Annotated in this window: 9 protein-coding genes; 7 read left to right on the forward strand and 2 right to left on the reverse strand. The window is 56.5% G+C overall.

The genetic code is table 11. The features are described from left to right. Positions 1–299: 299 nt before the first annotated feature. Positions 300–1,244, forward strand: a complete 945-nt coding sequence (locus GYRE_RS00705) for a reverse transcriptase family protein (protein ID WP_038252162.1) — start codon at positions 300–302, stop codon at positions 1,242–1,244. On the opposite strand, the gene araC is transcribed toward GYRE_RS00705, so the two are convergent. Then, a complete protein-coding gene (araC, locus tag GYRE_RS00710; protein WP_006817113.1) occupies positions 1,225–2,070 on the reverse strand; it encodes an arabinose operon transcriptional regulator AraC in 846 nt (281 codons plus the stop codon). The genes GYRE_RS00705 and araC overlap by 20 nt on opposite strands. 325 nt (positions 2,071–2,395) lie before the next feature. Between araC and araB the strand changes: the two genes are divergently transcribed. The 6 genes from araB (at position 2,396) to rluA (ending at position 12,529) form a co-directional block, all read left to right on the forward strand. Then, the gene (araB, locus tag GYRE_RS00715; protein ID WP_038252165.1) at positions 2,396–4,087 is read left to right on the forward strand and encodes a ribulokinase; all 1,692 of its coding nucleotides are present in this window, start codon (positions 2,396–2,398) and stop codon (positions 4,085–4,087) included. Between the two features lie 10 nt (positions 4,088–4,097). Beyond that, on the forward strand, positions 4,098–5,600 hold the full coding sequence (araA, locus tag GYRE_RS00720) for an L-arabinose isomerase (RefSeq protein WP_038252168.1): 1,503 nt from the start codon (positions 4,098–4,100) through the stop codon (positions 5,598–5,600). An 88-nt stretch (positions 5,601–5,688) separates the two neighbouring features. Further along, positions 5,689–6,384: an L-ribulose-5-phosphate 4-epimerase gene (gene araD, locus GYRE_RS00725; protein ID WP_038252170.1), complete on the forward strand. Its 696-nt coding sequence runs from the start codon at positions 5,689–5,691 to the stop codon at positions 6,382–6,384. 76 nt (positions 6,385–6,460) lie between these two features. Next, a complete protein-coding gene (gene polB / locus GYRE_RS00730) occupies positions 6,461–8,818 on the forward strand; it encodes a DNA polymerase II (protein ID WP_038252172.1) in 2,358 nt (785 codons plus the stop codon). A gap of 132 nt (positions 8,819–8,950) precedes the next feature. Further along, positions 8,951–11,857 carry an RNA polymerase-associated protein RapA gene (gene rapA, locus GYRE_RS00735; RefSeq protein ID WP_038252174.1) on the forward strand — a complete coding sequence of 969 codons (2,907 nt, stop codon included), beginning with the start codon at positions 8,951–8,953 and terminating at the stop codon, positions 11,855–11,857. A 12-nt stretch (positions 11,858–11,869) separates the two neighbouring features. Continuing rightward, a complete protein-coding gene (gene rluA / locus GYRE_RS00740; protein WP_038252176.1) occupies positions 11,870–12,529 on the forward strand; it encodes a bifunctional tRNA pseudouridine(32) synthase/23S rRNA pseudouridine(746) synthase RluA in 660 nt (219 codons plus the stop codon). 54 nt (positions 12,530–12,583) lie between these two features. On the opposite strand, the gene djlA is transcribed toward rluA, so the two are convergent. After that, on the reverse strand, positions 12,584–13,399 hold the full coding sequence (gene djlA, locus GYRE_RS00745; RefSeq protein ID WP_006817106.1) for a co-chaperone DjlA: 816 nt from the start codon (positions 13,397–13,399) through the stop codon (positions 12,584–12,586). Positions 13,400–13,410 lie beyond the last annotated feature (11 nt).

Consider the following 13,410-nt stretch of genomic DNA (forward strand, 5'->3'; position numbering starts at 1 on the left):
TCAAGCAAAGTCGTTACTTTCCTGTAACAAAACAATACCACATAACGCAGGTTTTTTGCGGTAAGGCGACGCTTAAGGATATACTCGAAAAGCCAGCAGCAGACGCAGCTTTCCCAGTGAAATCACTGGCGGAGCGGCGAGTCGCCGTTCTGTATTTATTTCTGCGACATTGACCCTAAGGTGTTCCGGAGTACGACAGCACACTACGTGTGCGCGCTTCGCGAAGGTACACCTTCACACCTTACGGAATCATTTTGTGGTGCGCTGCTGCTGGCACCTCGATAAGGAGCATCGTTCGTATGAATGCCGCACAGCTTAGCCTGGTTTCGCTTGAACTTACCGGTCACCCGTACTGGAGCCCGCACAAACAGCTCCGCTGCCTGTACGCGCTCAGCAATCACAGCGAGCGTCATTACCGCACGCTTTCATTACCCAAGCGCAGCGGCGGCATGCGCAACATTCAGGTCCCCGACCCTCTTCTCAGGCAGGTTCAACGGCATATTCTGCGCCACGTGTTGTCACTACTGCCGCTCTCACCCTTCGCCACGGCCTGGCGCCCCGAGTACTCGTTGCGGCACAATGTTCTGCCGCATCTTGGGAAAAAACAGGTGCTGAAGCTCGATATTGAGAACTTCTTCCCTGGCATTATCTTTCCGCAGGTTCAGCAGTTAGCCTTCGCTAAAACCTGCCTGCCCTATGCCGCGACAACGCTTTTAAGTCACCTCTGCTGCTACCGGGACCGTCTGCCGCAGGGTGCCCCAACGTCACCGATGCTGGCAAACCTGGTGATGCGCCCTTTTGATGATTACATCGGTGACTGGTGCCAGCAGCAGGAGATCGCCTACACCCGCTACGGCGACGATATGACCTTTTCCGGTGATTTCGACGCCCGACGGGTGCAAAATAAAGTGGCCGGTTTTCTTGGCGAAATGGGTATGGTGCTCAACGAGGGTAAAACCCGGGTGATGAGGCGCGGTCAGCAGCAAATAGTCACCGGCATTATTGTTAACGAATCCACGCCCCGTGCCCCGCGCGAGATGCGCAGGGCGCTACGACAGGCGCTCTATTATTATGGAAAATATGGAGCTTCAGCCGTTCCCGAGGGCTTTGATGAGCAACAGTGGCTACAGTCGCTGCACGGCAAAATCACCTTCATCCTGCAGATCCACCCGGAAGATGCTGCCCTGCAGCATGCCCGCGGAATACTACAACGGCAACTGAAGGCTATTCGCAGCCAGCCCTGAACTCACTGGGGCTCGCCCCGGTGCATTTCTTAAAGACCCGTGAAAAATAGAGCTGATCTTCGAACCCCACGTTACGTCCCACGCTTGAAACCGGCATTCGCGTCGTACTGAGCAGCAGTTTGGCCTGGCTGATACGCTGGTCTTCACGCCAGCTAAGCACGCTGACGCCCAGCTGCTGCCGGAAAAGATGCGACAGCCGCGACGGTGAAAGGCACACGTGTTGCGCCACCCTTGCTATCTCAAAATGCGGGTCGGCCAGGTGATCGCTGATGTACTGGCAGGCATCGCGTACCCGATTGTCCATCGGCGGATGCAGCGACTCGTTGATGGCTTCCATTCGGCGTAGCAGTAACTGCTCCAGCAGGTTTATCGCCAGCAGTTCAGAGTAACGTCCGGCACCCTGCCCGGCTTCGATGATTTGCCCGAATAACCCGGCAAAGCAGGCCAGATGCGCATCATCCGGGCGGTAAAAACCGGTCTGACCGAAGAGGGTCGGCCAGCTCAGCCATTCGTGCCAGTAGGCGCGTGGGCGGAAGTAAACCCACTGGTGATACCACTCTTCTGCATCCGGATGGCGGCCATAGTGGTGAATTTCACCGGGAGGAAACAGAACGATATCACCCGGACGGCAAACAAACTGCCGGCCATGGTTGTTAATGATCCCTTCTCCGCGAACCGTCAGGTTAAGGATATAGCCCTTCATACCTGCCGGACGGTCGATAAAAAAATCGAGATACCCTTCGGCCTCAATAGGCGTTAATCCCGCCACCAGATGGGCATTAAACGAATAGCCAGGTAACAGAGGATCGTTCTGCGTTTCAGCCATTTTCTTCAGTACTCCCGGAGTTAATCAAGGAAACCAATTGTCCATATTGATATTTCTGTCCCTGGTACTGTTCTTCACGCCCGAAAGCCCAGAACATTATCGCTACAGCCCGCTTAGCTCAGGAAAGCGACTGCGAATAACGGTATCTGACGGGTAACGAAAGTGTCTATAAAGACGGCTGAAATGTCCACATTGATTCTTTGCACGACATCACACTTTGCTACGCCATAGCCATTTAGTCCATAAGATTAGCGGTTCCAGCCTGACCCTTTTTAACAGCGATATCTACTGTTTCCCCATGACCTTTCTTGCATGGAGTAACACGATGGCAATAGCAATTGGCCTCGATTTTGGCAGCGATTCTGTCCGCGCACTGGCGGTGGATTGCGCCGATGGCCGCGAAATCGCCACCAGCGTCGAATGGTATCCGCGCTGGCTGGAAGGACGCTTTTGCGACGCGCCGCACAACCAGTTTCGCCACCACCCGCTTGATTACATCGAAGCGATGGAAAGCGCGTTAAAAAGCGTGCTGGCGGAGCTTGGCGAAGCGCGGTGTGCGCAGGTGGTAGGGATTGGTGTAGACAGCACCGGTTCAACGCCCGCCCCGATTGACGCGCAGGGCAACGTTTTGGCTCTGCGCCCGGAATTCGCTGATAACCCCAATGCCATGTTCGTGTTGTGGAAAGATCACACCGCGGTGGAAGAAGCCGAAGCCATCACCCACCTGTGCCATCAGCCGGGCAATATCGATTACTCGCGCTATATCGGCGGAGTCTACTCCAGCGAATGGTTCTGGGCCAAGATCCTTCATGTTACTCGTGAAGACCGACGTGTGGCGCAGGCCGCCGCCTCGTGGGTGGAGCTGTGCGACTGGGTTCCGGCTCTGCTTTCCGGCACGACCGCCCCGGCATCACTTCGCCGGGGTCGCTGCAGCGCGGGGCATAAGTCGCTGTGGCACGAAAGCTGGGGAGGACTGCCGCCTGCCAGCTTCTTCGACGCGCTGGATCCGATTCTGAATCAGCACCTTGAATACCCGCTTTTTACCGATACTTTTACCGCCGACCTTCCGGTAGGGACGCTGTGCGCCGAGTGGGCCAGTCGCCTGGGGCTTGCACAGAGCGTAGTGATTTCCGGCGGCGCATTTGACTGCCACATGGGTGCCGTTGGCGCGGGCGCACAGCCGAATACTCTGGTGAAAGTCATTGGCACTTCTACCTGCGATATTCTGATTGCCGACCAACAGAGCGTGGGCGATCGCGCGGTGAAAGGGATTTGCGGCCAGGTCGACGGCAGCGTCGTCCCGGATTTCATTGGAATGGAAGCCGGGCAATCTGCCTTCGGTGATATCTACGCCTGGTTTGGCCGTATTCTCGGTTGGCCGCTTGAACAACTGGCACAACAGCACCCGGAACTCAAAGACCAGCTCCAGACGGCCCAGAAACAGCTGCTTTCAAACCTCACCGACGCCTGGGCGAAAAACCCGTCGCTGGAGCATCTGCCGGTGATCCTCGACTGGTTTAATGGCCGCCGAACGCCGGACGCCAACCAGCGTCTGAAAGGCGTCATTACCGATCTGAATCTGGCGACGGACGCCCCGGCGCTGTTCGGTGGGCTGATTGCCGCCACCGCCTTTGGTGCTCGTGCCATTATGGAGTGTTTCACCACCCAGGGGATCCCGGTCAACAACGTCATGGCCCTCGGCGGCATCGCGCGCAAAAACCCGGTGGTGATGCAGGTGTGCTGCGACGTTTTAAATCGCCCGCTGCAGATAATCGCCTCTGACCAGTGCTGCGCGCTGGGCGCCGCTATCTTCGCCGCCACCGCTGCGGGCGAATTCACCGATATTCCTGCTGCACAGCAGCGGATGGCGAGCAATGTCGAAGTGACGCTGCATCCGCGAGCGCAGCAGGCTCAACGCTTCGAGCAACTGTATCAACGCTATCGCCAGTGGGCCACCAGTGCGGAACAGCACTATCTCGCGAAACCCACAGTTTCTCAGCCAGCTCTGACTCATTAAGGACACCAGAATGAAGATTTTTAATCAGTATGAAGTGTGGTTTGTCATCGGCAGCCAGCATCTGTATGGCAGCGAAACGCTACGTCAGGTGACTCAGCACGCCGAACACGTGGTCAATGCACTGAATGCCGAAGCCGGGCTCCCTTGCCGTCTGGTGCTGAAACCACTCGGCACCACTCCGGATGAAATCACTCGTATCTGCCGCGATGCCAACTACGACGACAAATGCGCCGGGCTGGTGGTGTGGTTGCACACCTTCTCTCCGGCCAAAATGTGGATTAACGGCCTGACCATACTGAATAAACCGCTACTCCAGTTCCATACTCAGTTCAATGCCGCGCTGCCGTGGGACAGCATTGATATGGACTTCATGAACCTGAACCAGACCGCACACGGTGGCCGCGAGTTTGGCTTTATCGGCGCGCGCATGCGCCAGAACCACAGCGTGGTTACCGGGCACTGGCAGGATAAGCACGCGCACCAGCGTATCGGATCATGGATGCGCCAGGCCGTCTCAAAGCAGGATACCCGCCAGCTGAAAGTGGTGCGCTTCGGCGACAACATGCGTGAAGTGGCGGTGACCGACGGCGATAAAGTGGCTGCGCAGATCAAGTTTGGTTTTAGCGTGAATACCTGGGCGGTCGGCGATTTAGTGCAGGTAGTGAACGCGGTCAGCGAAGGAGATATCAGTGCGCTGGTTGATGAATATGAAAGCTGCTATCGGCTGACCCCTGTCGCACAGGTGAACGGCGACAAACGCCAGAACGTCCTTGATGCCGCCCGCATTGAGCTTGGCATGAAGCAGTTTCTTGAGCAGGGCGGGTTTCATGCTTTCACCACCACCTTCGAAGACTTACATGGTCTGAAGCAGTTGCCGGGTCTTGCGGTTCAGCGCCTGATGCAACAGGGCTACGGTTTCGCCGGTGAAGGCGACTGGAAAACCGCCGCGCTGCTGCGCATCATGAAGGTCATGGGTACCGGTCTTAGCGGCGGAACCTCTTTTATGGAGGATTACACCTATCACTTCGACAATGGCAACGATCTGGTGCTGGGTTCACACATGCTGGAGGTCTGTCCAGGCATCGCAACCGATGAAAAACCAATTCTCGATGTTCAGCCGCTCGGCATTGGCGGCAAAGCCGACCCTGCCCGCCTTATTTTCAACACCCGTACCGGCCCGGCGATTGTCGCGAGCCTTATCGATCTCGGCGATCGTTTCCGCCTGCTGGTGAACACCATTGAAGCCGTGAACACGCCGCATGCTCTGCCGAAACTGCCGGTGGCCAACGCGCTGTGGAAAGCACAACCGGATCTGCAGACCGCCTCAGAAGCGTGGATCATCGCCGGTGGCGCACACCATACCGTGTTCAGCCATGCGTTGACGCTTGACGACATGCGCCAGTTCTCCGAGCTGCACGGCATCGAGCTGACGGTCATTGATAACGACACCCGCCTGCCAGCGTTCAAAGACGCGCTGCGCTGGAACGAAGTGTATTACGGCCGTCAGCGTTAACCGTCTTGCCCGGTGCGCTTCGCTTACCGGGCCTACATTGTGGCGTAGGCCGGATAAGCAACGCGCATCCGGCATAAGGGAGAGCACTATGCTCAATACACTCAAACAGCAGGTACTGGACGCCAATCTGGCCCTGCCGCGGCACCATCTGGTCACTCTGACCTGGGGCAACGTCAGCGCGGTCGATCGCGAGCATGGCGTGCTGGTGATAAAACCGTCCGGTGTCGACTACAGCGTGATGACACCTGCCGATATGGTGGTGGTCAGCCTTGAAACCGGTGAGGTGATTGAAGGGAATAAAAAGCCGTCGTCAGACACGCCGACCCACCGTTTACTGTATCAGGCGTTTCCATCGATTGGCGGGATCGTGCATACCCATTCCCGGCACGCTACCATCTGGGCGCAGGCGGGGCAGGCGATCCCGGCAACCGGTACCACGCATGCCGACTATTTTTATGGTGCGATCCCCTGCACGCGAAAAATGAGTGAGCAGGAGATTAACGGCGAATACGAATGGGAGACCGGCCGGGTAATCGTCGAAACCTTCCGACAGCAGCACCTCGACGCACAGCAAATGCCCGGCGTGCTGGTGCACTCTCACGGCCCCTTCACGTGGGGCAATAACGCCGAAGAGGCGGTGCACAACGCCATCGTGCTGGAAGAGATCGCCTACATGGGCATTTTCTGCCGCCAGCTGGCGCCGAAATTACCCGATATGCAGCAAACTCTGCTGGATAAACACTACCTGCGTAAACACGGGGCGAAAGCGTACTACGGGCAGTAATTACTGTACAAAACCTCAGTAAACGAACTAAAACCAGGCTATACTAACGCCTGGTTTTATTTTGTGAGAATGCAGCGTGGTGCAGGCGCAAGAAGGCTTTTTACTCACCCGTCACTGGCGGGATACTCCTCAGGGCACGGAGGTCTCCTTTTGGCTGGCGACTGACGCTGGTCCGCTGCACGTCACCCTGCCTCCGCAGGAATCCGTCGCCTTTATCCCAGCGCAATTTATCGATACCGTTACCACGCTCCTCAAACGTGAAAACGGCTGGCGACTGGCGCCGCTTGCCCTAAAGGATTTCCATCGCCAGCCCGTCCAGGGGCTTTACTGCCGATCGCACCGCCAGCTGATGCGGCTGGAAAAGATGCTGCGGGAAAACGGCGTCACGGTCTACGAGGCCGATATCCGCCCCCCCGAGCGCTTCCTGATGGAGCGTTTTATTACCGCCCCGGTATGGGTTGAAGGCACTTCTCAGGGCAATGCGCTGGTTAACGCACGCATGAAAGCGAGCCCACACTATCGCCCTGCGCTCAAATGGGTGTCTCTCGATATCGAAACCACCCGACATGGTGAGCTGTATTGTATTGGTCTTGAGGGCTGCGGCCAGCGCATTGTCTATATGCTTGGTCCGGAAAACGGCGACGCCACCGGACTCGATTTTCAGCTTGAGTACGTCAACAGTCGCCCGCAGCTGCTGGAAAAACTGAACGCCTGGTTTGCCGAGCACGATCCGGATGTAGTCATCGGCTGGAACCTGGTGCAGTTTGATTTGCGAGTGTTACAAAAACACGCCGAGCGCTATCGTATTCCGCTGATGCTTGGGCGCGGCAACCGCGAGATCGAGTGGCGCGAGCACGGCTTTAAAAACGGTGTGTTCTTCGCCCAGGCTGACGGACGGCTTATCATCGACGGCATTGAGGCACTAAAATCCGCATTCTGGAGCTTCAGTTCCTTTTCGCTCGAAGCCGTCTCGCAGGAGCTGCTCGGCGAAGGAAAGTCTATTGATAATCCCTGGGATCGGATGGACGAAATTGACCGTCGATTCGCAGAAGATAAGCCCGCACTTGCCACCTATAACCTCAAAGACTGCGAACTGGTAACGCGCATTTTCCATAAAACGGAAATCATGCCGTTTCTGCTGGAGCGCGCCACCGTCAACGGCCTGCCAGCCGACCGCCACGGCGGCTCCGTGGCCTCTTTCAGCCATCTCTATTTCCCACGAATGCACCGGCTGGGTTATGTTGCTCCCAACCTCGGAGAAGTGCCTCCGCAGGCAAGCCCCGGCGGCTATGTGATGGATTCGCAGCCCGGTCTGTATGACTCGGTACTGGTGCTGGACTACAAAAGCCTGTACCCCTCGATCATTCGTACCTTCCTGATCGATCCGGTAGGCCTGGTGGAGGGAATGGCACAGCCTGAAGCGGAACACAGTACCCCGGGGTTTCTCGGTGCGTGGTTCTCACGCGAGAACCACTGTCTGCCGGAGATCGTAAGCCAGATCTGGCACGGTCGCGACGAAGCCAAAGCGCACAAAAACAAGCCGCTATCGCAGGCGCTGAAGATCATCATGAACGCCTTTTATGGCGTACTCGGTACCAGCGCCTGCCGCTTTTTCGATCCCCGTCTCGCGTCCTCGATAACGATGCGAGGCCACGCGATCATGCGCCAGACCAAAGCGCTTATCGAAGCGCAAGGCTATGACGTTATCTATGGCGATACCGACTCCACCTTCGTCTGGCTCAAGCGGGCGCACAGCGAAGAGGAAGCGGCGCAGATTGGCGCGCAACTGGTGCAGCACGTCAACGCCTGGTGGGCGGAAACCCTGCAAGCGGAAAACCTCAGCAGCGCGCTGGAGCTCGAGTATGAAACCCATTTCTGTCGTTTTCTGATGCCAACCATTCGCGGAATGGAAACCGGCAGCAAAAAGCGCTACGCCGGCATGATTCAGGAGGGCATCAGCCAGAGGATGGTATTTAAAGGTCTGGAGACGGTGCGCACCGACTGGACACCGCTGGCGCAGCAGTTTCAGCAATCACTGTATCTGCGTATTTTTCGTCACGAGCCGTACCGTGAGTACATTCTGGAAACTATTGATAAACTGATGGCCGGCGAGCTGGATGAACAGCTGGTATATCGCAAGCAGCTTCGGCGTCCGCTGGAAGAGTATCAGCGGAACGTGCCGCCGCACGTGCGCGCCGCGAGACTTGCCGACGAGCATAACGCCCGGCTGGGACGCCCGCTACAGTACCAACGCCGCGGCAGTATCAAATACATCTGGACCACCGGCGGCCCCGAGCCTCTGGCCTATCAGCAATCTCCGCTCGACTACGAACACTATCTGGAAAAACAACTGGCTCCGGTAGCCGATGGAATTCTCCCCTTCGTTGATGACGATTTTGCTACAATACTGACAGGGCAAATGGGGCTATTTTGATACGTGACGAATAACGCGGCTTCCAGTACCATAGCGCCCTTTCCATTCCTGGACCCAATTTTGACTCACCGCCACACTCGCTGGTGGTGATGAATTATTGCCTGCAATTTATAGAGACAGAGCCGAACAACTATGCCTTTTACACTTGGTCAACGCTGGATCAGCGATACAGAGAGCGAACTGGGATTAGGAACCGTGGTAGCGCTTGATGCGCGTATGGTTACCCTACTTTTCCCGGCGACAGGTGAGAACCGTCTGTACGCACGCAACGACTCCCCAATCACCCGCGTGATGTTTAATCCGGGCGACACCGTCACCAGCCACGACGGCTGGCAGCTCCGCGTTGATGAAGTCCTTGAAGAAAATGGCCTGTTTGCCTATACCGGCACCCGTCTGGACACCGAAGAAGAAAACGTCACCCTGCGTGAAGTACTGCTCGACAGCAAGCTGGTGTTCAGCAAGCCGCAGGACCGTCTGTTCGCCGGGCAGATTGACCGTATGGACCGCTTTGCACTGCGCTATCGCGCACGTAAGTACCAGAGTGAGCAGTACCGCATGCCGTGGAGCGGCCTGCGCGGCCAGCGTACCTCTCTTATTCCGCACCAGCTGCATATTGCGCACGACGTAGGCCGTCGCCACGCCCCGCGCGTACTGTTGGCGGATGAAGTTGGCCTCGGGAAAACCATCGAAGCCGGGATGATCCTGCACCAGCAGTTATTGTCCGGCGCCGCCGAGCGCGTACTGATCATCGTTCCGGAAACGCTGCAGCACCAGTGGCTGGTAGAAATGCTGCGCCGCTTCAACCTGCGCTTTGCGCTGTTCGATGATGAACGTTACGCCGAAGCCCAGCACGACGCCTATAACCCGTTCGAAACCGAACAACTGGTACTGTGCTCACTGGATTTCGTGCGCCGCAATAAAGAGCGCCTGACACACCTGTGCGATGCTGAATGGGATCTGATGGTCGTCGATGAAGCCCATCACCTGGTCTGGAGCGAGGACGCCCCTAGCCGCGAATACATGGCTATCGAACAGCTCGCCGAGCGCGTACCCGGCGTTCTGCTGCTGACGGCAACGCCGGAACAGCTGGGCATGGAGAGCCATTTTGCCCGTCTGCGTTTGCTGGATCCGAACCGCTTCCATGATTTCGAGCAGTTTGTTGAAGAGCAGCAAAACTACCGCCCGGTTGCCGACGCTGTCGCCCTGCTGCTGGCCGGTACCCGTCTGGGGAACGAACAGCTCAATACCCTTGGTGAGCTGATTGGCGAGCAGGATATTGAACCGCTGCTGCAGGCGGCAAACAGCGATAGCGACGATGCTGAAGCGGCGCGTCAGGAGCTTATTGCCATGCTGATGGACCGCCACGGCACCAGCCGTGTGCTGTTCCGTAACACCCGTAACGGCGTGAAAGGCTTCCCGAAACGCGAACTGCACACCATCAAACTGCCTCTGCCGACTCAGTATCAAACCGCCATTAAGGTTTCCGGTATTATGGGGGCGCGTAAGAGCGCCGAAGAACGTGCTCGCGATATGCTCTACCCGGAGCAAATTTATCAGGAATTTGAAGGCGAAACGGGTACCTGGTGGAACTTCGATCCGCGCGTGGAATGGCTGATGGGCTATCTGACCAGCCACCGTTCGCAAAAAGTACTGGTTATCTGTGCAAAAGCAACCACTGCGCTGCAGCTGGAGCAGGTTCTGCGCGAACGTGAAGGTATTCGTGCCGCCGTGTTCCATGAAGGCATGTCTATCATCGAGCGTGACCGCGCTGCTGCCTGGTTCGGTGAAGAAGATACCGGTGCTCAGGTGCTGCTGTGTTCTGAAATCGGTTCTGAAGGCCGTAACTTCCAGTTTGCCAACCATCTGGTGATGTTCGATCTGCCGTTCAACCCGGACCTGCTGGAGCAGCGCATCGGGCGACTGGACCGTATTGGTCAGGCGCACGACATTCAGATCCACGTACCGTATCTGGAAAAAACGGCGCAGTCGGTGCTGGTACGCTGGTATCACGAAGGTCTCGATGCCTTTGAGCACACCTGCCCGACCGGGCGCACCATTTACGACAGCGTCTATAGCCAACTGATTAACTACCTTGCCGCGCCGGAAACCACTGAAGGATTTGATGAGCTCATCAAATCCTGCCGCGAACAGCACGATGCGCTGAAAGCTCAGCTTGAGCAGGGTCGTGACCGTCTGCTGGAAATCCACTCCAACGGTGGCGAAAAAGCGCAGGCGCTTGCACAAACCATCGAAGAGCAGGATGACGAGACCAGTCTTATCGCGTTTGCGATGAACTTGTTCGATATCGTTGGTATTAACCAGGACGATCGCGGGGAAAACCTGATTGTGCTGACGCCGTCCGATCACATGCTGGTTCCGGATTTCCCAGGGCTGCCAGAAGACGGTTGTACCATCACCTTTGAGCGTGATGTGGCGCTTTCTCGCGAAGACGCCCAGTTCATTACCTGGGAACATCCGCTTATTCGTAACGGACTCGACCTGATCCTCTCCGGCGATACCGGCAGCAGTACAATTTCTCTGTTGAAAAACAAAGCGCTGCCGGTAGGCACCCTGCTGCTGGAACTGATTTATGTCGTCGAAGCCCAGGCGCCGAAACAGCTGCAGCTTAACCGCTTCCTGCCGGCGACTCCGGTACGTATGCTGCTCGACAAAAACGGTAACAACCTCGCAGGCCAGGTAGAGTTTGAGAGCTTCAACCGTCAGCTGAGTGCCGTGAACCGCCACACCGGAAGTAAGCTGGTGAACGCGGTCCAGCAGGATGTTCACGCCATTCTCCAGTTGGGTGAAGCTCAGGTAGAGAAAGCGGCGCAGGCGCTTATTGAGGCTGCTCGTCGTGAAGCTGACGATAAGCTCAGCGCAGAGCTGTCACGCCTGGAAGCGCTGAAAGCCGTCAACCCGAACATTCGTGATGACGAACTGGCAGCTATTGAAAGCAACCGTCAGCAGGTAATGGAAAGCCTGGCAGAGGCGGGATGGCGTCTGGATGCACTGCGTCTTATCGTCGTCACTCACCAGTAACAGGAGTCCCTGATGGGAATGGAAAACTACCATCCGCCGCAGGATCCGTGGTTGGTTGTCCTCTACCAGGACGAGCATATTATGGTGGTCAACAAGCCGAGCGGCTTGTTGTCCGTGCCTGGTCGCCAGTCCGAGCACAAAGACAGCATCATGACCCGCATCCAGCGTGATTTTCCGCAGGCGGAGTCGGTGCATCGTCTGGATATGGCGACCAGCGGTGTGATTGTAGTGGCCCTGAATAAGGCGGCTGAGCGCGAGCTTAAGCGCCAGTTTCGCGAGCGCGAGCCGAAAAAGCAATACGTGGCACGCATCTGGGGACATCCGGAAAAAGCACAAGGAATGGTGGATTTGCCGCTGATATGCGACTGGCCGAACCGGCCAAAGCAGAAAGTTTGCTATGAAACCGGAAAAGCGGCGCAGACCGAATATGAAGTGGTTGAATTTGCGGAAGATAACACCGCCCGGGTGGTGTTAAAACCGATCACCGGGCGTTCTCATCAGCTTCGTGTTCATATGCTGGCGTTAGGCCATCCGATTCTGGGGGATCGCTTTTATGCTTCCCCGGAAGCGCTGGCGATGGCTCCGCGCCTGCTACTGCATGCTGAAATGCTAACGATTACTCATCCGGTCTACGGCAACAGCATGACGTTTAAAGCACCGGTCGATTTTTAAATCGTGCGCACGATGCCGGATCAGCAAAGCGTATCCGGCAACAAGCTAAAAATATTATTTAAATCCTTTCTGCTCTTTAATCAGCTCGTAAGCTTTCTGGATTTCCTGCGCTTTTTGCTTCGCCATCTCCATCATTTCCGGCGGCAAACCTTTCGCGACCAGCTTATCCGGATGGTGCTCCGCCATCAGCTTACGATAGGCGCGCTTGATGGTGGTGCTGTCATCTGACGATTTCACACCCAGTACGTTACAGGCATCTTCGAGCGTTGGCCCACGCTGAGCCTGTTGCCATCCGCCGCCCTGAGACTGCTGCTGGTAGCCACCGCCAAACTGTGCGCCACCCTGCATCATGCGCAGGAACATTTCAAACTGCTGGCGCGAAATACCCAGCTCATCGGCAATAACAAACAGCACTTCACGTTCATTAGGATGCAAACTACCGTCGGCAAAGGCCGCCTGAATCTGAATTTCCAGAAACATCCGAATTAAATCAAAGCGTCCAAAACAGACGCTACGCAGCTGACGCATTTTTTCGCGCAGCGGATAGTTGTCGGATTTGCCTACACGAAACGCCTCTTGCGCGGCGGCGCGGGAATCGCCATGCAGATTCATGCGATCCATCAGCTGAGTCGCAATATGGATATCTGCTTCAGTGACGCGGCCTTTTGATTTGGTTAAATGCCCCATCACTTCGAAGGTGGTCGCGAAAAACAGCGACTGTCGCTGCTGTTGATTCACAAAGCCATGCAGCCTGCGCGCGCGGGCCTGATCGAACAAATGACCAACGATAAGCCCCAGCACAACGCCCCAAAAGCCACCGCCCATCATCAGCGCAATAGCGACACCAATCACTTTACCCCAATACTGCATATACTCCCCAA

The sequence above is a fragment of the Yokenella regensburgei ATCC 49455 genome, assembly GCF_000735455.1.
Classification (GTDB): domain Bacteria; phylum Pseudomonadota; class Gammaproteobacteria; order Enterobacterales; family Enterobacteriaceae; genus Yokenella; species Yokenella regensburgei.

Bases quoted from the DNA above. Each gene is read 5' to 3' on its own strand.
- GYRE_RS00705 (WP_038252162.1), top strand. From the start codon at position 300: ATGAATGCCGCACAGCTTAGCCTGGTTTCGCTTGAACTTACCGGTCAC.
- araC (WP_006817113.1), bottom strand. From the start codon at position 2,070: ATGGCTGAAACGCAGAACGATCCTCTGTTACCTGGCTATTCGTTTAAT.
- araB (WP_038252165.1), top strand. From the start codon at position 2,396: ATGGCAATAGCAATTGGCCTCGATTTTGGCAGCGATTCTGTCCGCGCA.
- araA (WP_038252168.1), top strand. From the start codon at position 4,098: ATGAAGATTTTTAATCAGTATGAAGTGTGGTTTGTCATCGGCAGCCAG.
- araD (WP_038252170.1), top strand. From the start codon at position 5,689: ATGCTCAATACACTCAAACAGCAGGTACTGGACGCCAATCTGGCCCTG.
- rapA (WP_038252174.1), top strand. From the start codon at position 8,951: ATGCCTTTTACACTTGGTCAACGCTGGATCAGCGATACAGAGAGCGAA.
- rluA (WP_038252176.1), top strand. From the start codon at position 11,870: ATGGGAATGGAAAACTACCATCCGCCGCAGGATCCGTGGTTGGTTGTC.
- djlA (WP_006817106.1), bottom strand. From the start codon at position 13,399: ATGCAGTATTGGGGTAAAGTGATTGGTGTCGCTATTGCGCTGATGATG.